This window comes from Erythrobacter donghaensis (assembly GCF_002155425.1).
GTDB lineage: Bacteria > Pseudomonadota > Alphaproteobacteria > Sphingomonadales > Sphingomonadaceae > Erythrobacter > Erythrobacter donghaensis.
On the sequence record NZ_MUYG01000011.1, the window covers coordinates 167,139 to 189,025 of the forward strand.

At 65.9% G+C, this 21,887-nt stretch carries 23 protein-coding genes; 11 read left to right on the forward strand and 12 right to left on the reverse strand.

Features of this window, described 5'->3' with window-relative positions; all coding sequences use genetic code 11:
* Nucleotides 1-4: 4 nt before the first annotated feature.
* Complete coding sequence (gene glmM, locus BZF59_RS12400; RefSeq protein ID WP_086608585.1) at nt 5-1,342, reverse strand: phosphoglucosamine mutase; 1,338 nt, start codon at nt 1,340-1,342, stop codon at nt 5-7.
* 97 nt (nt 1,343-1,439) lie between these two features.
* Between glmM and BZF59_RS12405 the strand changes: the two genes are divergently transcribed.
* Entirely contained in the window at nt 1,440-2,735 is a 1,296-nt protein-coding gene (locus tag BZF59_RS12405) for a dicarboxylate/amino acid:cation symporter (protein WP_086608586.1), read from the forward strand.
* 69 nt (nt 2,736-2,804) lie between these two features.
* Nucleotides 2,805-3,413, forward strand: coding sequence for a superoxide dismutase (locus BZF59_RS12410; protein WP_086608587.1), 609 nt, complete (start codon nt 2,805-2,807; stop codon nt 3,411-3,413).
* Between the two features lie 182 nt (nt 3,414-3,595).
* Here BZF59_RS12410 and BZF59_RS12415 read toward each other — a convergent pair whose 3' ends face one another.
* Together BZF59_RS12415 and BZF59_RS12420 are read right to left on the reverse strand one after the other, a co-directional pair.
* Nucleotides 3,596-4,219 carry a sigma-70 family RNA polymerase sigma factor gene (locus tag BZF59_RS12415; RefSeq protein ID WP_086608588.1) on the reverse strand — a complete coding sequence of 208 codons (624 nt, stop codon included), beginning with the start codon at nt 4,217-4,219 and terminating at the stop codon, nt 3,596-3,598.
* Nucleotides 4,216-4,422, reverse strand: a complete 207-nt coding sequence (locus BZF59_RS12420; RefSeq protein ID WP_086608589.1) for a NepR family anti-sigma factor — start codon at nt 4,420-4,422, stop codon at nt 4,216-4,218. Before BZF59_RS12420 ends, BZF59_RS12415 begins: the two co-directional genes overlap by 4 nt.
* Nucleotides 4,423-4,629: 207 nt before the next feature.
* Between BZF59_RS12420 and BZF59_RS12425 the strand changes: the two genes are divergently transcribed.
* Entirely contained in the window at nt 4,630-6,369 is a 1,740-nt protein-coding gene (locus tag BZF59_RS12425) for a CHASE domain-containing protein (RefSeq protein ID WP_086608590.1), read from the forward strand.
* A 134-nt stretch (nt 6,370-6,503) separates the two neighbouring features.
* Here BZF59_RS12425 and BZF59_RS12430 read toward each other — a convergent pair whose 3' ends face one another.
* Together BZF59_RS12430 and BZF59_RS12435 are read right to left on the reverse strand one after the other, a co-directional pair.
* Nucleotides 6,504-7,292: a response regulator gene (locus BZF59_RS12430; protein ID WP_086608591.1), complete on the reverse strand. Its 789-nt coding sequence runs from the start codon at nt 7,290-7,292 to the stop codon at nt 6,504-6,506.
* A gap of 418 nt (nt 7,293-7,710) precedes the next feature.
* On the reverse strand, nt 7,711-8,916 hold the full coding sequence (locus BZF59_RS12435; RefSeq protein WP_086609189.1) for an N-acetyltransferase: 1,206 nt from the start codon (nt 8,914-8,916) through the stop codon (nt 7,711-7,713).
* A gap of 115 nt (nt 8,917-9,031) precedes the next feature.
* Between BZF59_RS12435 and BZF59_RS12440 the strand changes: the two genes are divergently transcribed.
* Entirely contained in the window at nt 9,032-10,111 is a 1,080-nt protein-coding gene (locus BZF59_RS12440) for a fatty acid desaturase family protein (protein ID WP_086609190.1), read from the forward strand.
* Nucleotides 10,112-10,264: 153 nt separating this feature from the next.
* Here BZF59_RS12440 and BZF59_RS12445 read toward each other — a convergent pair whose 3' ends face one another.
* The 7 genes from BZF59_RS12445 to BZF59_RS12475 form a co-directional block, all read right to left on the reverse strand.
* Nucleotides 10,265-10,726: a GNAT family N-acetyltransferase gene (locus tag BZF59_RS12445; protein WP_086609191.1), complete on the reverse strand. Its 462-nt coding sequence runs from the start codon at nt 10,724-10,726 to the stop codon at nt 10,265-10,267.
* Nucleotides 10,727-10,767: 41 nt separating this feature from the next.
* Nucleotides 10,768-11,874, reverse strand: coding sequence for an LPS export ABC transporter permease LptG (gene lptG, locus BZF59_RS12450; protein WP_086608592.1), 1,107 nt, complete (start codon nt 11,872-11,874; stop codon nt 10,768-10,770).
* Between the two features lie 7 nt (nt 11,875-11,881).
* Nucleotides 11,882-13,117 (reverse strand): LptF/LptG family permease, encoded by a 1,236-nt coding sequence (locus tag BZF59_RS12455; RefSeq protein WP_086608593.1) that lies wholly within the window; start codon nt 13,115-13,117, stop codon nt 11,882-11,884.
* Nucleotides 13,118-13,209: 92 nt separating this feature from the next.
* Nucleotides 13,210-13,716 (reverse strand): DUF427 domain-containing protein, encoded by a 507-nt coding sequence (locus tag BZF59_RS12460; RefSeq protein WP_245806141.1) that lies wholly within the window; start codon nt 13,714-13,716, stop codon nt 13,210-13,212.
* A gap of 10 nt (nt 13,717-13,726) precedes the next feature.
* Nucleotides 13,727-14,071, reverse strand: a complete 345-nt coding sequence (clpS, locus tag BZF59_RS12465) for an ATP-dependent Clp protease adapter ClpS (RefSeq protein ID WP_211277415.1) — start codon at nt 14,069-14,071, stop codon at nt 13,727-13,729.
* Between the two features lie 252 nt (nt 14,072-14,323).
* A complete protein-coding gene (locus BZF59_RS12470; protein ID WP_086608594.1) occupies nt 14,324-15,130 on the reverse strand; it encodes a phasin family protein in 807 nt (268 codons plus the stop codon).
* 150 nt (nt 15,131-15,280) lie between these two features.
* A complete protein-coding gene (locus BZF59_RS12475) occupies nt 15,281-17,212 on the reverse strand; it encodes a PHA/PHB synthase family protein (protein ID WP_086608595.1) in 1,932 nt (643 codons plus the stop codon).
* Nucleotides 17,213-17,371: 159 nt separating this feature from the next.
* Between BZF59_RS12475 and BZF59_RS12480 the strand changes: the two genes are divergently transcribed.
* The 7 genes from BZF59_RS12480 to BZF59_RS12510 all read left to right on the forward strand — a co-directional run bounded on the left by BZF59_RS12480 (nt 17,372) and on the right by BZF59_RS12510 (nt 21,884).
* Nucleotides 17,372-18,571 carry an LL-diaminopimelate aminotransferase gene (locus tag BZF59_RS12480; RefSeq protein WP_086608596.1) on the forward strand — a complete coding sequence of 400 codons (1,200 nt, stop codon included), beginning with the start codon at nt 17,372-17,374 and terminating at the stop codon, nt 18,569-18,571.
* Nucleotides 18,572-18,713: 142 nt separating this feature from the next.
* Nucleotides 18,714-19,316, forward strand: coding sequence for a hypothetical protein (locus BZF59_RS12485; protein ID WP_245806142.1), 603 nt, complete (start codon nt 18,714-18,716; stop codon nt 19,314-19,316).
* A complete protein-coding gene (locus BZF59_RS12490) occupies nt 19,294-19,638 on the forward strand; it encodes a hypothetical protein (protein WP_086608597.1) in 345 nt (114 codons plus the stop codon). Before BZF59_RS12485 ends, BZF59_RS12490 begins: the two co-directional genes overlap by 23 nt.
* A 4-nt stretch (nt 19,639-19,642) precedes the next feature.
* Nucleotides 19,643-20,149 (forward strand): hypothetical protein, encoded by a 507-nt coding sequence (locus tag BZF59_RS12495; protein ID WP_086608598.1) that lies wholly within the window; start codon nt 19,643-19,645, stop codon nt 20,147-20,149.
* Between the two features lie 19 nt (nt 20,150-20,168).
* Entirely contained in the window at nt 20,169-20,633 is a 465-nt protein-coding gene (locus BZF59_RS12500) for a JAB domain-containing protein (protein ID WP_086608599.1), read from the forward strand.
* Nucleotides 20,630-20,941 (forward strand): response regulator transcription factor, encoded by a 312-nt coding sequence (locus BZF59_RS12505; protein ID WP_086608600.1) that lies wholly within the window; start codon nt 20,630-20,632, stop codon nt 20,939-20,941. Before BZF59_RS12500 ends, BZF59_RS12505 begins: the two co-directional genes overlap by 4 nt.
* A 124-nt stretch (nt 20,942-21,065) precedes the next feature.
* Nucleotides 21,066-21,884, forward strand: a complete 819-nt coding sequence (locus tag BZF59_RS12510; RefSeq protein ID WP_086608601.1) for a crotonase/enoyl-CoA hydratase family protein — start codon at nt 21,066-21,068, stop codon at nt 21,882-21,884.
* Nucleotides 21,885-21,887 lie beyond the last annotated feature (3 nt).

The following is a 21,887-nucleotide window of genomic DNA, read 5'->3' on the forward strand; positions in this document are numbered from 1 at the left end:
CTCCTCAGACCGCCGCGCGCACGGCTTCGCAGATGGCGTCGACCACCTGTTCGACCTGGCCCTGATCGTCGCCCTCGGCCATCACGCGGATCACCGGCTCGGTGCCCGAGGGGCGGATGACGAGGCGGCCCTTGCCCGCAAGGCTCGCCTCGGCCTCGGCGATTACCGCCTGCACCTGCGCGTTTTCGAGCGGCTTGCCGCCTTCGTAGCGCACGTTCTTGAGCAGCTGCGGCACGGGGTCGAAGACGTGGAGCAGTTCGCTCGCGGGCTTGCCGCTGCGCACCAGGCTCGCGAGCACCCGCAACGCGGCCACGGTGCCGTCGCCGGTGGTGGCGTAATCGAGCAGGATCATGTGGCCCGACTGCTCGCCGCCGACGTTGTAGCCGCCCGCCTTCATCGCCTCGAGCACATAGCGGTCGCCCACCTTGGCGCGCACCAGATCGAGCCCGCGGCCACCCAGATAGCGTTCAAGCCCGAGGTTGCTCATCACCGTCGCCACGATCCCGCCGCCGGTGAGGCTGCCGCGATCCTGCATTCGCCCCGCGATCAAAGCCATGATCTGGTCGCCATCGACCGCGCGGCCTTTCTCGTCGACCACGATCAGCCGGTCGGCATCGCCATCCAGCGCAATGCCGATATCCGCGCCTTCCTCGACCACCTTGGCCTGCAATGCGGCGATCGCGGTGGAGCCGACGCCGTCGTTGATGTTGGTGCCGTTGGGCGTGACGCCAAGCGCCACGACATCGGCTCCCAATTCCCAGATGGCAGAGGGTGCCACCTGATAGGCCGCGCCATTGGCGCAATCGACCACCACCTTGAGGCCATCGAACCGGAGTTCGGCTGCGACCGATTGCTTGACCGCGTGGATATAGCGCCCACGCGCATCCTCGATCCGGCGCGCGCGGCCGATCAGCTCGGCAGGGGCGAGCGGGATGTCGGTGTCGATCAGCCGCTCGATCTCGATCTCGGCTTCGTCGGAAAGCTTGAACCCGTCGGGGCCGAACAGCTTGATCCCGTTATCGGCAAAGAGGTTATGGCTGGCCGAGATCATCACGCCGAGGTCGGCGCGCATCTCGCGGGTCAACAGCGCGATGGCGGGCGTGGGGAGCGGCCCGGTCATGATCACGTCGATCCCGACGCTGGTGAAGCCCGCCACCAGCGCGCTTTCCATCATGTAGCCCGACAGGCGCGTATCCTTGCCGATCACCACGCGGTGCCGGTGCCCGCCGCGCACGAAATGGCGGCCCGCGGCCTGCCCGACCTTCATTGCCATGGCCGCAGTCATCGCGCCGGCATTGGTGCGGCCCCTGATCCCGTCGGTGCCGAACAGCTTGCGTGTCATCAATCTTAGACCTTATCCCGCCCTCACGATTGTCTCCCGCTTCTGGCGCGGTTATCGCCCGAAGGGAAGGGCGCGCAGCCCGTTTAAGGATAGGCCATTGCTGGAAAGTGAAAGCACACAACCCGCAGCCGACGGGGGCGGGCAGGGCAAGTTTGCGCTGGTATCGATCCGCCTGCCGGTCGCGTTGACCTTCGCCGCGCTGGTCGGCGGTTTGCTGGCCGGGATCATCGGCGCGGCGAGCGGCGCGCCCGCCATCGTCACCGAGATCGCCGGGCTTGTCGGCGGGCTGTGGCTGCGCGCATTGCAGATGACGATCATCCCGCTGGTTGCGGCGCTGCTGGTGCTGGGCCTCGTCCAGATGATCTTCGCCGCGCGCGTCGGCACGGCGGCGCGGCGGATGCTGGCGGTGATGGTTGCGGTGCAGCTGGCGGGCGGGGCCTTTACCGCGCTGTTCATGCCCGCGCTGCTCAAGGCCTTTCCCGTGCCCCAGGGCGCGAGCGCCTTTCTGGCCGACAGTCCGCAGGATGTGGGCGAGGTGCCGGGCGTGCTCGACTTCATGGCCTCGCTGGTGTCGCCCAACGTCATCGCCGCCGCTGCCGAGACCGCGATGCTGCCGCTGACGCTGTTCTTCGTGATGTTCGCGGTCGCCATCACCCGCCTGCCGGAAGATCAGAGCGAGCGGCTGCTGGGGTTCTTCCATGCGCTGGGCAATGTCATGCTGATGATCATCGGCTGGGTGCTCGCCATCGCGCCGGTCGGCGTGTTCGCGCTGGCCTATGGCGTGGGCGTGCAGAGCGGCGGCGGGGCCTTTGCCGCGCTGGGGCATTATGTTCTTACGGTGACGATGATGGGCACCTTCGTTCTGCTGCTGGCCTATGTCATCGCCATCGCGCTCGGTCGCACTGGCCCGCGCTTTGCGACCGCCGTGCTGCCCGCGCAGGCGGTGGCGCTGTCGACGCAGTCCTCGCTCGCCAGCCTTCCCGCGATGCTGGACAGCGCGGGACGGCTGGGCCTCAGGCCCTCGACGTCCGAATTCGTGCTGCCGCTGGCGGTGGTGATCTTCCGCGCCACCAGCGCGTCGATGAACCTTGCGGTGGTCTATTACATCGCCGCGCTCGCAGGGGTCGAGATTTCGCCCGCCATCGCGGTGGCCGGGATTCTGATCGCCAGCATCATCAGCCTCAGCGCGGTGAGCCTGCCCGGATCGATCAGCTTCGTCGTCTCGATCGGGCCGATCGCGCTCGCGATGGGCGTTCCGGTCGAGCCGCTGGCGCTGCTGGTCGCGGTGGAGATGCTGCCCGATCTGATGCGCACGCTCGGCAATGTCACCATGAATGTCGCCGTCACCAGCGCGGTTGACCGTGCGGCAGACGGTGCGCAAGAGCCGACTTGAAGAATGAACAATTCGCGCTGATCTGCGTTACCATACCATAACCCGCAACCACTGCCTCTGGAGGACATCATGGCTTTCGAACTTTCCCCGCTCCCCTATCCCGACACCGCGCTCGACCCGGCGATTTCGGCCGAGACCCTGTCGTTCCACCACGGCAAGCACCATCAGGCCTATGTCGACAAGACCAATGCCGCGATCGAAGGCACCGCCCACGCTGACAAGTCGCTGGAAGAGATCGTTGCTGCATCGCGCGGCAGCAACCAGGGGCTGTTCAACAACTCGGCGCAGACCTGGAACCACGCCTTCTACTGGCACTCGATGGCCCCGGCGACGACTGAGCCTTCGGACGAACTGGTCGCCAAGATCAACGATGCCTTCGGTTCGGTCGACGACCTCAAGGCGAAGCTCAAGGATCGCGGCGCGGGCCACTTCGCCAGCGGCTGGGTGTGGCTGGCGGAAAAGGGCGGCAAGCTCTCGATCGAGGAAACCCACGATGCCGACACGCTCGCCGACAGCGATTTCAATCCGTTGCTGGTGCTCGACGTGTGGGAGCACGCCTATTACCTCGATCACCAGAACAAGCGCCCGAGCTATCTGGACGCGGTGGTCGAGAACAAGCTGAACTGGGCCTTCGCCAGCGAAAACCTCGCGCGCGGCACGGTATGGACCTACGCCTGATTTTTTCGGGCGCCTGATTTTTTCGGGATTGGAATGACGAAGGCCCGGGGCGGAGACGCTTCCGGGCCTTGTTTCTGTCTCCCCGTCCCGGGCTTGACCCGGGACCCCGCTGCCTTTGACTCACGACGAAGGAAGAAAAAGCTGGGCCCCGGATCAAGTCCGGGGCGGGGCGGTAGGATTTGCTACCCCCGCGAACTGACCCCATTGCCCGAGGCCACGGTATCCAGCTCTTCAAGGATCGCGCGGTGGGCGACATCGTCATCGCTGGAGCGGCGGGGAATCGCGCCGCTCGACAGCATCTCGCTGAGCGCAGCGCGGGCGCGGCCGACGCGGCTCTTGATCGTGCCGACAGCGCAGCCGCAGATCGCCGCGGCCTCTTCATAGGAAAACCCGCCCGCGCCCACCAGCAGCAGCGCCTCGCGCCGTTCGGCGGGCAGGGTCAGCAAGGCGCGGTGGAGATCGGACAGGTGGATCGGCTCCTCCTGCCCGGCAGGCGCGGTCAGGATGCGTTCGGCGACGCCTTCGTCATACTCGCCGCGAAACCGGTTGCGGCGCATGTCGGTGAGGTAGGCATTGCGCAGGATCACGAAGGTCCAGGCGCGCATCGAGGTGCCGGGTTCGAACCGTTCCTGCGCCGCCCAGGCCTTGAGCAGCGTTTCCTGCACCAGATCGTCGGCCACGTCGGGCCGGCCGCACAGGCCCCGCGCAAAGGCGCGCAGATGCGGCACCACCTCGGTCAGCTCACGCTTGAAATCGGATTTTTCCGAGGCCGATCGCCTCTCGCCCGTGGCGTCCGCTTCGCTCATCCGCGGCTGTCCGGGCCATCGGAGGATGGCGCGGGCGGGATGCTGTCGAGCCGGTCGAGCAGATCCTTGAAGTTATCGGGCAGGGCTTCCTCGACCACCGAATCGTAAAGCTGCTTGAGCCCATCAGCCCATTCGGGCGGGCGACGCGGGGCGCCGTCGTCGCCCCCGCCATGTGCTCCACCCTGATTGTGTTGTGCGGCCATGATGGTCTGATTTCGTCCCTGATCCCATAGTCCGGGCCCCGAAAGTGGGAGCCACTTCGCCTGCCGGGGCCGGACCGGATGCCTTCGGCCGAGACCCGCAGGAGCCGAGTTTGGACGATTCGGGAACGATGCGCTACCAGTTTGGTTCCGCCAGCGGCCCATTCGCACCAGTTGTTGCCACGCTTGGGCCTCCCGCCCGGACAGGAAATGAACGCCATCGAACCGCTTGCTCTCCGCCACGATGCCGATCCGGCCGCCGCGCCGCCGCCCGCATCGCGCCGGGCGCGGCGCTGGCTGGTGATGTATCCGCGCGCGATCCCGCTGGTGATCTTCATCGCGCTGGCCGCGATCACCGCGCTCAGCGTGTTCGCGATCGAAAGCAACGCCCGCGCCCGCGAACACGCGCAAATGCGCGAATATGCGCAAGGCCTCGCCGCCGCGCTCGACCGGTCGGGCAGCGGCTTCACCTCCTACCTGCGTGCCGGCGCGGCACTGTTTGCGAGCGTCGACGAGGTCAGCCCGGAGACCTTCGACAGCTTCGTGCGCGCGCTCAAGCTCAATGCCGACGATACGGGGGCCGAAGGGATCGGCTGGATCCCGGTGCTGGAGGCGCGCGATCTCCCCGGCTTCCTCGCCCGCACCCGCGCGCGCCAGCCCGATTATCCGGCGATTACCCCGGTCCCTGCGAGCAACACCGGTCGCATCGCGCCGGTGGCGATGTTCGCCCCCGACACCCCGCTCAACCGGCGCGCGCTGGGCTACGACATGTATTCCGACCCCGCCCGCGCCGCCGCCATGGCCGAGGCCGAGGTGACTTTGCGCCCCGCCGCATCGGGGCGGATCATGCTGCGCCGCGACAATAGCCCCGCTGCACCCGCCTTCGCGATCTACATGCCGGTGTTTCGCCTTTCGGGCAGCGAGGATCGCGGGCTGTCTGGCTTCGTCTATACCCCGTTCCGCGCGCGCGAGTTTCTCGATGCCGCGATCGACCGCGAAGGGGCCGGGGGGTTCGGGGTGCGGCTGTATGACGGCGAGGTTTCGACCGGGCACCTGCTGGTTGCCCATTCGATCAGCGATGCGGCGCGCGAGACGGTCGAGCAGGAAGTCACCATCGCCGACCGCAAGCTGATGCTGGTGATCGAGCATGCCGATCATCAGGTGCTCTCGCCGCTGTCGATGGTGACGCTGATGTTCGGCCTCGCGCTGGCGAGCCTGCTGATGCTGCTGGCGCGGCTGCTGACCCAGCAGGCGTTCGAGGATCAGGCGCGGCTGGCCTTTTTCGAGGAACAGCACTCGATCCGCAATTCGCTGACGCGGGAGCTCAACCACCGGGTCAAGAACACGCTCGCCAACGTGCTGTCGATCCTGTCGCTGACCCGCCGCCGGGCGAGCGGGCTCGACGATTTCGCCGACAGTCTCGAAGGGCGCATCCGGGCGCTGTCGGCGACGCATGATCTGCTCACCGTGACCGATTGGGGCACCACCCCGATCCGCGCGGTGATCGAGGCGGAGTTGCAGCATTTCCGCGAGGCGCTGGGGGATTCGATCCTGCTTGAAGGGCCCGATCTGGAACTGGCCCCTAATGATGCGCTGTCGTTCGGCCTTGCGGTGCACGAACTGGCGACCAATGCGGCGAAGTACGGCGCGCTCAGCGTGCCCGGTGGACAGGTGACGATCCGCTGGAGCCGCGGGGATGATTGCGCGACCGAGACCGGATGGGCCGAGGTCGAATGGCAGGAAACCGGCGGGCCTCTCGTCGCGCAGGAGCGCCGCCGGGGCTTCGGCACCGAGCTGATCGAGAAGGTGGTGGCGCACGAATTGCGGCAGCCGGTCACGCTCGATTTCGCCCTCAGCGGCGTGCGCTGCGTGTTGCGCGTGCCGGTGCGGCGCCCCACCGACTTCCGCATCCGCGAGAAGGACGGCGACCGGCACGTGGTGAAGCCTTAGCTCTCACGATCGCGCTAGCGCGCGATGCAGACCACCCGCCCCGCCTCCCCACCCGGCCACCATAGCATGATGGTATCATTGGTGGCCGGGTGGGGAGGCGGGGCGGGTGGTCTGCGCCACCGGAGGTGGCTAAATTATAGAGGCCTTGTGCTTCCGAAGAACAATGCCTGGCTGATCGCCGCGCGCACGGTGGCTTCCTGAAACGGCTTGGTGACCAGATAGGTCGGCTCGGGCCGGTCGCCGGTCAGCAGGCGTTCGGGATAGGCGGTGATGAAGATCACCGGCATCGATCCGACGGCGAGGATATCGTCCACCGCGTCCAGTCCCGATGATCCGTCGGCCAGCTGGATGTCGGCCAGCACCAGCCCCGGCATCGCCTCGGCCACCGCCGCGCGGGCCTGGGTGCGGGTTGCGGCAGTGCCGCTGACCGTGTGGCCGATGCTGGTGACGAGGTCTTCCAGCTGCATCGCGATCAGCGGTTCGTCCTCGATGATCAGCACACTGGTTGCCTGTTCACGCTCGATGTCGGCGATGGCTTCGGCGACCATGTCCTTGATCTCGTCCGGCGTGCGCTCGAGGATGGCGGCGGCTTCGGCGGTGGTGAAGTCTTCCAGCGTGGTCAGCAGCAGCGCCTGACGCGCGGGCGGCGTGATCGTGCCGAGCCGCGCCTGCGCCCCGGCCTCGTGCTCGCTGGTGGTCTCGCCCGTCGCCAGCGGGCCCGAGGCGCTCGCCCAGACCTTGCTGAAGGCGCGGTAGAGCGGCACCCGACCACCCGCGAGGCTGGCGCGCAATGCGTCATCCGCCAGCACCGCTTCAAGCATCTCGCGCACGAAGGCATCGCCGCTTGCCTGCGACCCGGTCAGCGCGCGGGCATAGCGGCGCAGGAACGGCAGGTTTGCGGCAATCTGGCTTCCAAGCGACATCGGTCTCTCCTCAATTCGTTCCGAGCGGCCCGTTCGGCACTGCTCCGACAACCGAATCACGGCCATAGCGGTTCCCCGCTGCGCCGTCGCGGTTATCTCGTAAGATGTTCGATTCCCGCAGGTTCTTGCAAAAATGCAGAGGCATGAAAAAAATTCTTGCCGCTACGGGAACCGCGATTTCACTGGCGCATTTAGCTTTTGTCACCGCCGAGACCCCCCTCCCGTCCAAGCGGCTGGTGATACGATCCCGAAAGGCCTCCGCTGCTTAGCAGCGGAGGCCTTTTTTCTGCACATCGCGCTTGCGCGCGATGCAGACCTCCCGCCCCTCCTCCCCACCCGGCCACCATAGCATGATGGTATCATTGGTGGCCGGGTGGGGAGGAGGGGCGGGAGGTCTGCGCCACCGAAGGTGGCTCAATCAACCAAGCTTGCGCCCGTAGATCGCATATTCGCGGTTGATCTTGCTCTGGATCGTGTCGGCGATCGCGACCATGCCCTGGTTGTCTTCCAGCACCCAGCCCAGCTCGCCGTGGGTCGATTGGAACTTGGTCGTCGCCTCGAGCCGGATCGCCTCGATCATCATGAAGGCGAGCGTTCCGGCCATGCGGGTGTTGTGGAGTTCTTTCAGCACCCCCATCAGCGGCACCCGCATCCCTGCGCCCTTGGGATGGCGCAACCAGCGCAGCATGTGGAACCAGCCGAACGGGAACAGCTTGCCCTTGATCTTGGCCAAAGCGCTGTTCGCATCTGGCCACGTCAGCATGAAAGCCACCGGGCGGCCATCGACTTCCGCGATCATGTTCAGCTCTTCGTGGATGATAGCCCGCAGCTTCTTGCCGGCATAGGCGACTTCGGCGGGGGTGAAGGGCACAAAGCCCCAATTATCCGACCATGCATCATTGAGGATCGCCAGGATCGTCGCGACTTCTTCGTCCCAGCGGCTTTTATCGACCCGGCGGACATTGATCCGCTCATTGCGTTGCCCCGACTGGACCAAGCGTTGGACGAGCGGGCCGAACCCGTGAGTGATATTGAGATCGTAGGTGTAGAGCGTCTTGACGCGCGTGAAGCCCGCCGCCTCGATCCAGCCGGCATAATGCGCGGGGTGGTGGCCCATCATCATCATCGGCGGGTGCTCCTGCCCCTTCACCAGCAGGCCGGGTTCCTCCCAGATCGACAGCGAGATCGGGCCGATCACCCGCGTCATTCCCTCGCCCGCCAGCCAGGCCTCGGCGGCTGCCAACAGTGCGCGGGCGACGTCTTCATCCTCGGCATCGAAATAGCCGAAAAAGCCGGTGCCGGGGCCGAAGCCCTGTTCGGCAGGCATGGCCAGCGCCAGTTCGTCGATATGGGCCGAAATCCGCCCGACCGGCTTGCCTGCGCGCATCGCCATGAACAATTGCACCCGCGCATGGCCGAAGAAGGGGTTCTTCGCGGGATCGACCAGTTCGAGCTGTTCGGAACGGATCTGCGGCACGAAATGCTCAAGGCGATCGGAAAAGGCCCGCCCCAGGTCGACGAAAGCGGCGCGCTGGCGCTTGTCGTTGACCGGTTCGATCCTTATTTCTGCCTCACGGGCCAGCACATCCGTCACGCCGCCATCCTCGTATTTGCGCTTGATCAAGGTGTCTGTGTCGCCACCGCGCCATTCGCGCAAGGCTGTCGATCACTGTCACCAACAACCCGCGTTTGGCCTGGCCCCTGTTTTCGGCTAGGGCGAGCCTCAGGAATTCATGCCGATGACCATGCATCAGACCATCCCCGCTCCGCCGCAAAAGGCCACCCGCGCCCAGTTCATGGCTGAGGACGACAAGGCGATGCTGCGCGCCGTGCGCGATCTGACCAAGGGGCTGGGCGAGGCCAAGCCCGGCATTTACTGGCCCGACATGCTGATCTCGGCAGGCGTGGGCTATGCCGGAATTGCGGTCGCGATCCTGAGCGCCAACGTTGCCGTGCAGATCGTGGCGGGGCTGGTCGCGGCGCTGGCGCTCTACCGCGCGCTGATGTTCATTCACGAGCTGACCCATATCCACCGCGATGCGCTGCCGGGCTTCCGCACGGGCTGGAATCTGCTGGTCGGCGTGCCCTTGCTGACGCCGAGCTTCATGTATGAAGGCGTTCACACTATCCACCACAAGCGCACGCAATATGGCACGGTGGAAGATCCCGAATATTTGCCGCTGGCGCTGATGAAGCCGTGGAGCCTGCCGCTGTTCGTGGCTGTCGCGATCCTCGCGCCAGTGGCGCTGATCGTGCGCGCGGCGGTGCTTGTGCCGCTGGGGGCGCTGATCCCGGCGGTGCGGACCTTCACGTGGGAGCGATTCTCGGCGCTGTCGATCAACCCCGAATTCCGCCGCCGCCCGCCCGAGGGCGACTTCATCGGCCGCGTGCGCTGGCAGGAGGCCGGGGTGTTCGTGTGGTCGTGGGCGCTGATCGGCAGCTCCTTCGTGATCGGCTGGCAGCCGCTCGCCACCGCGCTGGCGATCCTCTCGCTGACCGCGCTGCTCAACCAGCTGCGCACGCTCGTCGCCCACCTGTGGGAGAACGAGGGCGAGGCGATGACGGTGACCGCGCAGTTCCTCGATTCGGTCAATGTCCCGCCGCCGGGACTGGCTGCGGAAATCTGGGCGCCGGTCGGCCTGCGCTATCACGCGCTGCACCACCTGATGCCATCAATGCCCTATCACGACCTGCCCGAAGCGCACCGTCGTCTGGCGCGCGAACTCGGCACGGGCTCGACCTACGAAGGGGCGAACCATCCCGGGATGCTGGTGCTTGTGGGCCGGATCGCGAAGAGCACGATGGGGACGCGGGCGTAGTTGCCAAGTCCCTCCCCGTTGCGAAGCAATGGGGAGGTGGCGCGCGCCGCAGGCGCGTGACGGAGGGGGATGACCCAACCGCATTGCCCCTCCGACCGCGCTGACGCGCGGCCACCTCCCCATCCCTGCGGGACAGGGAGGGACTTGCGGCCCTCAATCCAGAAAACAGATCATCGCGCAGCGGCGATCGGCGGGGAGGCCGTCTTCCACTTCGTTCGCCAGCTCGCCCGCCAGCCGCGGATGCGCGTCGAGCGCGGTGACTTCCTCGAAGCCCAGCCGCGCATAGAAGGGACCGTTCCACGCCAGATCGCGGAAGGTAGTGAGGGTGAGCGCCTTGAAGCCGGTGTTGCGCGCGTCGATCATCGCGGCGCGCACCAGCCCGGCCCCGATCCTGCGTCGCTGATAGGCGGGGGCGACGTCCATTTCCCAGATGTGCAATTCGCGGCTGAAGGGCTGAGCGACAAGGAACCCCACCATCGTCTCGCCCACATGGGCCACCAGCGAATGGCCGCGGCGGATCAGGCGGGCATAGTCCGCCTCGGAACGGGTGCGGGCAGGGTCGATTGCGGGTTCGCCGGCAAAGGCCACCGCCGCCGCGCGCTCGATTGCCGGCATGGCCGCAGCATCGTCTGCCCGCGCAAGGCGCAGCGACCAGCTCACTCCTCGGTCCGCACCAGCACCGTCTCGCCGAGCAGCAGGAACAGGAAAAACGGCGCCCATGCCGCGAGCAGCGGGGGGTAGCCGCCAAAGCTGCCCATCGCCAGCGCGGCGTTGTCGACCACGAAATAGGCAAAGCCCAGCGCCATCCCGATGATCGCGCGCACGAACAGCTGGCCCGAACGCGCGAGGCCGAAGGCGGCGATCGAGCCCAGCAGCGGCATCAGCAGTGCCGACAATGGCCCCGACAACCGGTGCCACCACTTGGCGCGCATCTCGTCGGTGTTGCGCCCGGCGGCGTCATAGGCATCGATGCTCTGGCTCAATTCCCAGAAGCTTTGCGCGTCGGGGTCGATCGATTGCAGCATGATCCGCTCAGGGCTGAGTTCCTCGCCCACCACCAGCTCGGGCAAAGGCTCGGTCAGTGCGCCCGCGACATCGAAGCGCACCGGCTGTTCCAGCCGCCAGCCGGGGGCAGCGTAGGTGGCGCGCGGGGCTCTCACTTGCTGGCGGATGATCCCGCCCGGCGCGCGGGCATACCAGGTGACGCCGGTGAGCACGATATTCTCGCCACCATCTGAAAGCGTTGCGGCGGTGAGGATGTTCTCGCCATCGGTGAAATAGACGTTCGCGCGCACCCCGCCCCCGCCGGTGGCTTCGGGGATCGGGCCATATTCCGCCGCCTCCCACGCCTTCAGCGTTGCATTGGCGCGGGTGACGATCCGCTCGTTGAAGCCGAAGCTCACGATCGAGACCACCGCCGCCGTCAGCAGCAGCGGGGCGAGCACCTGATGTGCGCTGAGGCCCGCGGCCTTCATCGCCACCACTTCGGAGTTCTGGTTGAGCGTCACCAGCGTGATCAGCGTCGCCAGCAGCACCGAATAGGGCAGGAAGCGGCTGACCAGCTGCGGCAGGCGCAGCGAGGCATATTGCAGGATCTCCGCCTGTCCGTTGCCCGGCGCGGCGAGGATCTTGCCCGTCGCCGACAAGAGATCGAGCGCCAGCAGCACCAGCACCAGCATCACCAGCACGGCAAGGATGCGCACCACGAACAGCTTGGCGAGATAGAGCGTCAGCGTGCGCGAGGGGAAGAAATCGAGCTGCATGGCGCGCCTACTCCGCCGGGGCCGTTGCCGTGGTCGAGCCACCCGGGCGGCGGCGCCTGAACAGCTTGCCCACCTGCTTCGACAGTTTGGCGAAGGCGGTCTCCAGCGCTCCGATCGCCTGCCCGCCCGGCACATAGGCGACGCGGTAATACATCCACAGAATCAGCCCGGCAAACACCGCAAAGGGCACCCAGAAGGCCAGGATCGGATCGAGCCGCCCTAGCGAGGCGATGTCTTCGCCGTACTGGTTGATCTTGTGATAGGCGACCACCATCACGATCGACACGAACACCCCCAGCGCGCTGGTCGATCGCTTGGGCGGAATCGCCAGCGCCACCGCCAGCAGCGGCATCAGGAACATCATCACGATCTCGACCAGCCGGAAGTTGAAGCTGGCAAGGCTCGCATCGCGTGCCTGCGCGGGGCTTTCGTCGCTCCAGCCGATCCTCAGCAGTTCGGGCAGGATATATTCGCGCGTCGCATCGCCGCGGGCGCGGAAGGCCTCGATCGCAGGCAGATCGATCGGCAGATCGTGGCGGCTGAAGCTCAGCACCCGCGGCGTCTGGCCCTTCATGCCCGTATCCTGAATGATCGTGCCCTCGGTCAGGCGCAGGATGATGGTGTCGGGATTGTCGCGGGTGGCGAGGAAGGCCCCCTCGCGCGCGGAGATGCTCAGCACCTGCCCCTTGGCGTTGGCGACGCGGGCGAAGATGCCGATGAGCTTGCGCCCGTCGTCCTCGCTCTCCTCGATCCGGAGCGCCATGCGGTCGGCAATGGTGGTGAATTCGCCCACCTTGATCGAGGCCCCGAGCGCGCCCGAGCGCAGCTCGTATTCCATCTGCTCGTAATAATAGCGGCTGATCGGCTGGATGTAGAACACCAGCATGATGTTGAGCGCGACCATCACCAGCGTGATCAGATAGGGCATCCTCAGCAGCCGGTTATAGGACAGCCCGACCGCGCGCATCGTATCGAGTTCGGAGGAGGTCGCCAGCTTGCGGAAGGCCAGCAGCACGCCGAGCAGCAGCCCCAAGGGGATCGCGAGGCTGGCATATTCGGGAATCAGCGCGCCCAGCATCTTGAACACAACGCCCACGGGCCCGCCCTCGACCGCGACGAAATCGAACAGGCGCAGCATCTTGTCGAGCGTGAGCAGGCTGGCGGCGAGCGCGAACACGCCCAGCATCGGCACGATCGTCAGCCGCAGGATATAGCGGTCGATGCTGGGGAAAAGGTGGGGCACGTGAGGTTCCGTCGATTGTCACACGGCCATAGCGAGGGAGCGCGGCGCCGTCATGCCCCCATTTCGCGCGCGCGCGGCCGTGCGAGGCGGATTTACCAGAAGCGGCTGCCGGGAATGCCCTTGAACGGCCCGGCTTCGGCCGAGGTGATCCAGCCGCCGTAGAAGCCGCCGGGCTGCGGCGTCACCTGCTCGCCGTCCACCGTCACTTCGTCGAAAGGCGCGGCGTAGAAGGCGATATGGCCCGCAATCCCCGCAAAGGGCGCGGTGGGGGAAGGGTAGCTCCAGCCGGCCTGCACGAAGCGGTCGCCGCCGATGGTCACGTCCCAATAGGCCGCCTGCCCCTTCCACTCGCACAGCGAGCGCGCGGGGTTGGGGGCAAGGTGCGCCATCGCGATGTCGGCTTGCGGGAGGTAGTAGGTCGGCGGATGCGAGGTTTCGAGCGTGCGCCACGCAGCACGGGTATCCGCCAGCACCACGCCCTTGTGGACGATCCGAATGTGGCGGGCGGTCGGCTCGGCAATCGCGGGGCGGGGGTAGTCCCAGACGCTTTCCTGTCCGGGCAGCACGGGATCGGGATCGGGGTGGTGGGCCTGCCTCACGCCCGCGCGCTCATGCCTTTTCCAGCGTGCATTGCAGCGGGTGCTGGTTCTGGCGGGCGAAGTCCATCACCTGATTGACCTTGGTTTCGGCCACTTCGTAGGTGAAGATCCCGCACACGCCGACACCGCGCTGGTGGACGTGGAGCATCACGCGGGTGGCCTGTTCCAGATCCATCGAGAAGAAGCGCTTCAGCACCAGCACCACGAATTCCATCGGGGTGTAATCGTCGTTGAGCATCAGCACCTTGTACTGGCTCGGCTTCTTGGGCTTGGCGCGGGTCTTGGTGGCGATGCCGACCTGACTGCCGCCGCCTGCGTCCTTATCCTTGTCGTCATCCTCCGCGCGCACGGCCATGCCGAGCGGCAGCAGCGGCTCGGCCTGATCGGCGAGGGCGGGAAAGGCGCGGGTTGGCATGAGCCTCCATTATGGGATTCGCTGGCCGAGGTGCAAGCGGTTGCTTGGATTCATTTTGCATGGCGGCAGGGCCGTGCTGCCAAAGCAAAAGGCCCGAGCAAGCCGTGCTTGCTCGGGCCGGCGCCTTGCGGCGCGCTCTCGTGAACCGGGTTGGGAGAGAGGAGAGAGGCCCGGTTCAGGAACTTGTGAGGCTTAGGCCGCCTTCTTGACCTTCTCGACAGCGACGCTGACGCGGTTCGAGATCGGGGCGAAGGCTTCGTTGTAGAGCTTCACCCAGGCTTCGGTGCGCTTCGAGCCGTAGGAGACCATCGCATCGAAGTTGCGACGGGCGATTTCGCCCTGCAGCTGGAACAGCTCGGTCGGCGACTTGACGGAAGCGACCTTCTTGGCATCTTCGGTGACGGTTTCGAGCACGGTCTTGCCGGTTTCGACGTTGTCCTTGAGCAGGTCCTGCGCGCCGGTGAAGAAGATCTTGCCGCTTTCGACGACGGCTTCGACGTTCGCCTTGGTGAACTCGGTCGCTTCGCTGGCGAGCACGGTGCTCTTGGCGTAGGCGGTCTTGGCGCGGGTCTGGACGTCGGTGAGGACTTCCTTGGCGGTGGCGGTGATGTCGGTGTTCTTGGCAGTGGCCATGATGGTATCCTTGAGCTTGATGACGGGATTGGTCTTCGGCGCGCTGGTCTTCGCCGTGGGCTTCTTGGCGGCGGGCTTGCTCACCTTGGTGGCAGCCTTCTTGACCAGCGCCGGCTTCTTGACCGGGGACTTGGCGGTTTTGGTCGCCGTCTTCTTGACGGTCTTGGCCGCAGCCTTCTTGGCCGGGGTCGCCTTGCGGGCGGCCGGAGCCTTCTTGGGAGCGGCAACGGCTTCGGCGACGGCGGTCACATCGACCTTCGGCGCTTCGGCGGCCTTGGTGGACGCTGCGGCGTAAGCCTTTTCGGCAGCGGCATCGATCTTGGAGACCGGGGCTTTCACTTCGGCATTCTGTTCAACTTCGGACATGACGACCTCGCTTCATGTTGCACTGCACAAAATAGCGAGTGCAGCTGCGAAGTCAAGTGTTTTTGTGCAGTGCACAAAAACCTGCAAAATCCCTTGGATACAGATATTTGCCGCGGGGCTTTGCCTCACCCCCGTGATGCGTGGCGCGGATTATCGCGCCTTCACATAGCGGCCCGGCGCATCCTCGATCACTGTGTCGCCCTTGCCGCCGGGCGCGCGCTTGCCCGTGGCCGCAACCCGCGTGTCGGACTGCTTGTGCAGCCATTCCAGCCAGTGCGGCCACCAGCTGCCCGGATGCTCGGTCGCGCTTTCGACAAAGGCCTTGAGCGATGGCGCGGTGCTGTCGCCGACCCAATACTGATATTTGCCTGCCGAGGGCGGATTGACCACGCCTGCAATATGCCCGGAGCCTGCCAGCAGGAACTCGATCGGCCCGCTGAAATGCTGCGTGATCCGCCACACGCTTTCGGCCGGCGCGATGTGATCCTCGCGGCCCGCCTGAACGAAGCTGGGGGTTGCGACGCGGGTCAGGTCGATCGGTGTGCCGTCCGCCTCCAGCGCATCGGGCACCACCAGCTTGTTGTCGCGGTAGAGGTCGCGCAGGTAGGCCTGGTGCCACTTGGCCGGCAGGTTGGTGACGTCGCCGTTCCAGTGCAGCAGGTCGAAGGCCGGGTAGTCCTCGCCCAGCAGGTAGTTGTTGACCACGTAGTTCCAGATCAGGTCACGCCCGCGCAGCGCGTTGAAGGTCGCCGCGAGATAGCGCCCGTCGAGATAGCCCTGCCCCGAGGACAGCTTTCCGATCATCTCGAGCTGGCCCTCGTCAATGAAATGCTTGAGGTCGCCGCTCTTCTCGAAATCGACCTGCGCGGTGAAGAAGGTGGCCGACTTGACCTTGTCCGCCTCGCCCCGCCGGTGCAGCACCGCCAGCGTCGCGGCGAGCGTCGTGCCGGCCACGCAATAGCCGATGGTGTGGACGGCGGGGACATCGAGCCGCGCGCGCACATGGTCGATCGCTTCGATCTGGGCGCGGATGTAATCGTCCCACACGACCTCGGCCATGCTTTCGTCGGCGCTCTTCCAGCTGACCACGAAGACCGAGATGCCCTGATCGACCGCCCACTTGATGAAGCTCTTCTTGGGCGTCAGGTCGAGGATGTAGAAGCGGTTGATCCACGGCGGGAAGATCACCAGCGGCACTTCCAGCACCTCCTCGGTCGAGGGAGAATACTGGATCAGCTGATAGAGCGGCGTCTCGTGCACCACCTTGCCGGGGCTGGCCGCAAGGTTTTCGCCCAATCGGAAGGCGTCGGGGTCGGTGTGGGTCAGCTGCCCGCGCTTCATGTCGTTGATGAGGTGCTGCATCCCGCGCACCAGATTGGCGCCCTTGGTCTCCATCGTGCGCTTCAGCACCACGGGATTCAATGCGAGGAAATTGTCCGGGCTCATCGCCTCGGCCAGCGCCGTCACCGCGAAGTCGAGCTGCTGGCGCTTGGTCTTGTCGAGGCCGTCCATGCCCTTCACCGCCTTCCGGAAATAGTCGGCGAGCATCAGATAGGTCTGGTGCAGCAGCAGGAAGGCCGGGTGCTCGCGCCACGCCGGATCGGCGAAGCGGCGGTCGGACTTGGGCAGGGCCGCCGCCTCTGGCGCTGCGCTCGCCTGTCCGCCTGTCACGCCCGAGGCGAAACTCTGCATCATCCCGGTCCACAGCTGCATCTGGTCCTGCGCCAGCTTGGCCGAGGCTTCGAATAGCCCCTTGGGCATGTGGCCCAACATGCTCTGCGAGATCACCAGCCACTGCGCCGGGTCGAGCAGGTTCGCGCCCGCCATGCCGCCCTGACTGGCCTTTTCGGCGGCGGCCTGCGCCTGATGCGTGGCGAAATCGAGCCACAGCTGCTGAAGCTGCGCTGCGGTGGCCGCCCATTCGGTCATTTCGGCGGGGTCGATCCCCTTGGCCATCAGCGCTTCAGGCAGCGATTCGGCCCCCTTGCCGCCCGTCATCGCGCGCAAGGCTTCGCTCTGCATATCGAAGAAGCCCTTGAGGCTGTCCCCGGCTGCCGCCATGAGATCGTTGTCCTGTGCCATAGCCTGAAACCGTCCCTTGTCCGTGTGCGCGGTTCCCTAGTGCCGCCAATCGGGGCTGGCCGCAACCAAGCGAAAACGCCTTCACACCTGCGGAGGGTTTCGCCTAGGGAGACAATGCCGGTTCCATCATACCCGTGCAAGACAAGGTGATGACGTCCCATGAATGACCAGTTCTATCGCATGAAGCGGATGCCCCCGTATGTGATCGCGGAGGTCAACGCCATGCGCCATGCAGCCCGTCTGGCCGGGCAGGACATCATCGACCTCGGCATGGGCAACCCCGATCAGCCGCCCCCGCAGCACGTGATCGACAAGCTGTGCGAAGTCGCGGGCAAGCCCGATGCGCACGGCTATTCGCAGTCCAAGGGCATCCCCGGTCTGCGCCGCGCGCAGGCAGGCTACTACGCCCGCCGCTTCGGGGTGGAGCTGGATCCCGAAAACGAAGTGGTGGTGACGATGGGATCGAAGGAGGGGCTCTCCAGCCTTGCCACCGCGATCATCGCGCCGGGCGACGTGGTGCTGGCGCCCAATCCCAGCTACCCGATCCACACCTTCGGCTTCATCATTGCAGGCGCGACGATCCGTTCGGTGCCGACCACGCCCGGCGATCATTACTGGGAATCGCTCGACCGGGCGATGAACTACACCGTCCCGCGTCCCTCGGTGCTGGTGGTGAGCTATCCTTCCAACCCCACAGCCGAGACGGTGGAACTGCCGTTCTATGAGCGGCTGGTGGCCTGGGCGAAGGAGAATCAGGTCTGGATTGTCTCCGATCTGGCCTATTCCGAGCTGTATTACGACGGCAAGCCCACCCGCTCGATCATGGAAGTGCCCGGCGCGAAGGATATCGCGATCGAATTCACCTCGATGTCCAAGACCTATTCGATGGCGGGCTGGCGGATGGGCTTTGCGGTCGGCAACAAGCAGCTGATCGCGGCGCTGACGCGGGTGAAGTCCTACCTCGATTATGGCGCATTCACCCCGATTCAGGCGGCCGCCTGCGCGGCGCTGAACGGGCCGCAGGACATTATCGAAAGCAACCGCCAGCTTTATCACAAGCGCCGCGACGTGATGGTCGAGGCCTTTGGCCGCGCCGGATGGGACATTCCCCCGCCGCCTGCCTCGATGTTCGCCTGGGCGCCGCTGCCCCCGGCGCTGAAATCGATGGGAAGTCTCGAATTTTCCAAACAGCTGCTGACGCAGGCGCAGGTCGCGGTTGCGCCGGGCGTGGGCTATGGCGAAAACGGCGAAGGCTATGTCCGGATTGCGATGGTCGAGAACGAACAACGCCTTCGTCAGGCCGCCCGGAACATCAAGCGCTATCTCCAATCGGTGGGGGTCAATACGTCCGGCGGATAGAAGGAATTTGCCTTTTTGCTCCAAATCGGAAGAATCCTTGCCCGATTCAGGCTAATTCGCGTCTAAACCGGGGCAACCCTTTTTGGAGAGGCAGATGGCGTCCCAAGCCGCTCGCCGGCTTACCGACAGGCAGCGCGCCGTTATGGAGCGCATCGACAGGCGCGTCCCGATCAAGGTGATCGCGCAGGAACTCGGCGTGTCCGAAACCCGCATCAATCAGCATATCCGCGCGCTTAAGGACTTCTACGAAGCGGGCAGCCTTGGCGATCTGGTGGACAATTACCGCGCCACGCTTACTCCAGAAGATACTGAAGTTTCATCAGAAAATGATATCGGTGTTGCTGCGGATACAGATTCGCTGAAGGCCTTCAGCGAAGCTGCATACACAAATAATCAGATTAACCCGTCAACTGATCTGGCTGATTTCGACCTCCGGGACGACCCGGGGCAGCTGGTGCTCAGCGATGCAACGCCTCTGATCGAACAGGCACCCTGGCTGCGGCCGGGTGAGCCCAGGGTGGTCCCCGGAGTGCTCGATGGCGAGCATGCTGTTCTGATGCGGCTTGGGGCGATCATTGGGATCGCTTCGGGCATTCTGGCTTCGGTGATCCTTGCCGTCACGGCGGCGATGACCCTCAGCCAGGCAACGGAAGGCAAGGCCGCCTACTCCGCGGAGACAGGGGTCGTGACCGGGGGAGCACCGGTCGCGCTGGAGAATACTGATGGAAACTCGGATCCTCACTGATGCGCACAATCTCAAGAAGCTGATCCGCGAGGCGGAGGCTCTGGCCGATGAATCGATCATCGCCATGGCCCGTCTCAAGCAGGCCATGCTGGCCGCTCGCCAGAACCCGCTGGTCGAAGTCCACACCGGCCAGCGCGCGCTGGTTCGCCTGACCGAGGCCGAAAGCCAGGCACTGGCAATGTCGACCAACCTGCTGAGGGTGCATGACGAGCTCAGCAAGGTCGCCAAGGTCCACGCCTCGGGTGACGTGGGCATCCCGACCACGGTGCCGCCTGAAGTGGTGGAATCGGCCTCCGCCGGGCGGGAGAGGGTTCAGGCCTGACGGGATGGGCGAACTGCTCGAACTGTTCAACGCGTACCGGGTTGTCGCCCAGCACATCGCCGCCTTGCTGCTTGCCGCGGCAATCTGGCGCTGGGGCGGCGGCCCGGAGCGGTGGCTGATCGGCATTTTCGTCGGCACGATGGTGCTGCCGGTCTACCCGTTGGTGTGGGTGAACGCGGCGACGATGGATCAGGATCTGCTGTTGCAGCTGTGGTTCGTGATCGACGTGATTGCGGCCGGGCTGTTCATCCTCGTCGCGATCAACGCCAATCGCAATTACCCGCTGTGGATCGCCGGATTTCAGGTCGTCGCGCTGGTGGCCTTCGTCGTTCAGGCGATGGTCGATGCAGTGTCGCCGTTGGCCGCGGCGATCCTCATCATCGGGCCGTCCTATGCCATTCTGCTGGTGCTGGCGGGCGGCTTCGTGCGCCATCGCCTGCGCCAGCGGCGGTTCGGGGCCTATCGCGAATGGCGCCTCAACCCGCCGAGCCTGAGCTGGCCCCGGCAATAGCCTTGCGGAGACATTGGTGATGCGTCATCCCGCCGTGCTGACCCGGGCGAAGACCCTTGCTGTGCCGCCGCACACCCGGCCTGCGGCCTGTTATACGCCCCCGACCCCCGATCAGCGCGTGGCCGCCATGATCGCCTATCTGCGCAGCCTGGTGCTCGCCCACCCGGCGAGCCACGAGCGCGGCCATGCGGTGTTCGTCGACGCCAACAGCGTGTGGATCGGCGATGCGCCGTGCGGGATCGGCAGCATGAGCACGCTGACGGTCAGCCTGCGGGCGCTGCTGGGCGAGGCGCTGCGGGTCGATGCGCGCGGCCTCATTCTGGCGCACAGCCACCCCTCGGGCCACTGCCGCCCAAGCGGCTGCGACATCGCCGCCACCCGCCGCCTGTCCGATATCGCCTGCACGCTCGAGATCGCGCTGATCGACCATCTGATCTTCACCACTGATGCGGTCTATTCGATGCGCGCCGGGGGGATGCTGTGAACGCCCCGCCGCCGTTCGGCCAGTTCCCCGGTCTCGACTTTCCCGCCCTGCGGTTTCGCGAGGCGGGGGACGTGACGCTCGACCTGGTGCACCGCGATGCCCGGGTGGTGGACTGCTGGCTGGCGCTCAGCGAGGGCGAGTTCGCGCTGCTGTGGCAGCTGGCCGAAGCGCCCGGCACCCGCGTGACCGGCGGCCACCCGGCCCCCGGCGAGTGGCCGTTCCTGCCCGTGCCGAAACCCCCGGCAGCCTCGCCGATCATGCCGCGGGCCTTTGCGCCAAGCTGGAGCCATTCGGCCTCGCGGGTCTGATCGCGGCCCACCCCGATGGCGGCTACACCCTCGATCTGCCCCCGTGCGGACCGCTGGACAGGACGCTGCGGATCGGTCAATCTTGATCCCATACAGTTCACGCCTGCCGAGGGATCAGCCTGCCATGTCCGCCACCGCCACCACGCTCGCCAATGACCGGATCGCCATCACGCTGGGCGAGGATGGCGTGGCCGATGTCCGCTTCACCCGCGGCGACAAGATGAACGCGCTCGACCACGAGATGTTCGAACGCATCATCGAGGCCGGCCACACGCTGCAACGCATGAAGGGCCTGCGCGCGGTGGTGCTCTCGGGCGAGGGGCGGGCGTTCTGCGCCGGGCTCGACCTGTCGAACTTCGCCCGCAAACCGGCCGAGGACGAGCCGAGCCTGACCGAGCGCACCTATGGCAACGCCAACCGCCCGCAGCAGGTGGCGATGCAGTGGAGGAAGCTGCCCGTCCCGGTGATCGCGGCGATCCACGGCGTGTGCTTCGGCGGGGGCCTCCAGATCGCCAGCGGCGCCGATATCCGCATCTGCCACCCCACCACCCGCATGGCGATCATGGAGATGAAGTGGGGCCTTGTCCCCGACATGGGCGGCTATGTCCTGTGGCGCGGGCTGGTGCGCGACGATGTGCTGCGTGAGCTGATCTACACCAACCGCGAATTCTCCGGCACCGAGGCGCTGGGGCTGGGCCTTGCGACCTATCTCGACGAGAACCCGCACGAGCGCGCGATGGATATCGCCCGCCAGATCGCGCTCAAGAACCCCCACGCGATCCGCGCCGCCAAGCGGCTTCAGGCCGGGATGTGGGAGCACGGCACCAATGCGATCCTGATGGAGGAAAGCATCGAACAGCACGGCATCATGCGCAGCCGCAACCAGGTGGAAGCGGTGATGGCCGAAATGGAGCGCCGCAAGCCGAACTTCGAGGACGTGTGAAGC

Excerpts from the sequence above, each read along its gene's own strand:
- BZF59_RS12410 (WP_086608587.1), top strand. The coding sequence starts at position 2,805 with ATGGCTTTCGAACTTTCCCCGCTCCCCTATCCCGACACCGCGCTCGAC.
- BZF59_RS12485 (WP_245806142.1), top strand. The coding sequence starts at position 18,714 with ATGGAGCGCATCGACAGGCGCGTCCCGATCAAGGTGATCGCGCAGGAA.
- BZF59_RS12440 (WP_086609190.1), top strand. The coding sequence starts at position 9,032 with ATGACCATGCATCAGACCATCCCCGCTCCGCCGCAAAAGGCCACCCGC.
- clpS (WP_211277415.1), bottom strand. The coding sequence starts at position 14,071 with ATGGCCGTGCGCGCGGAGGATGACGACAAGGATAAGGACGCAGGCGGC.
- BZF59_RS12500 (WP_086608599.1), top strand. The coding sequence starts at position 20,169 with ATGCGTCATCCCGCCGTGCTGACCCGGGCGAAGACCCTTGCTGTGCCG.
- BZF59_RS12495 (WP_086608598.1), top strand. The coding sequence starts at position 19,643 with ATGGGCGAACTGCTCGAACTGTTCAACGCGTACCGGGTTGTCGCCCAG.
- BZF59_RS12425 (WP_086608590.1), top strand. The coding sequence starts at position 4,630 with ATGAACGCCATCGAACCGCTTGCTCTCCGCCACGATGCCGATCCGGCC.
- lptG (WP_086608592.1), bottom strand. The coding sequence starts at position 11,874 with ATGCAGCTCGATTTCTTCCCCTCGCGCACGCTGACGCTCTATCTCGCC.
- BZF59_RS12490 (WP_086608597.1), top strand. The coding sequence starts at position 19,294 with ATGGAAACTCGGATCCTCACTGATGCGCACAATCTCAAGAAGCTGATC.
- glmM (WP_086608585.1), bottom strand. The coding sequence starts at position 1,342 with ATGACACGCAAGCTGTTCGGCACCGACGGGATCAGGGGCCGCACCAAT.
- BZF59_RS12415 (WP_086608588.1), bottom strand. The coding sequence starts at position 4,219 with ATGAGCGAAGCGGACGCCACGGGCGAGAGGCGATCGGCCTCGGAAAAA.
- BZF59_RS12480 (WP_086608596.1), top strand. The coding sequence starts at position 17,372 with ATGAATGACCAGTTCTATCGCATGAAGCGGATGCCCCCGTATGTGATC.
- BZF59_RS12470 (WP_086608594.1), bottom strand. The coding sequence starts at position 15,130 with ATGTCCGAAGTTGAACAGAATGCCGAAGTGAAAGCCCCGGTCTCCAAG.
- BZF59_RS12475 (WP_086608595.1), bottom strand. The coding sequence starts at position 17,212 with ATGGCACAGGACAACGATCTCATGGCGGCAGCCGGGGACAGCCTCAAG.
- BZF59_RS12430 (WP_086608591.1), bottom strand. The coding sequence starts at position 7,292 with ATGTCGCTTGGAAGCCAGATTGCCGCAAACCTGCCGTTCCTGCGCCGC.
- BZF59_RS12510 (WP_086608601.1), top strand. The coding sequence starts at position 21,066 with ATGTCCGCCACCGCCACCACGCTCGCCAATGACCGGATCGCCATCACG.
- BZF59_RS12420 (WP_086608589.1), bottom strand. The coding sequence starts at position 4,422 with ATGGCCGCACAACACAATCAGGGTGGAGCACATGGCGGGGGCGACGAC.
- BZF59_RS12445 (WP_086609191.1), bottom strand. The coding sequence starts at position 10,726 with ATGCCGGCAATCGAGCGCGCGGCGGCGGTGGCCTTTGCCGGCGAACCC.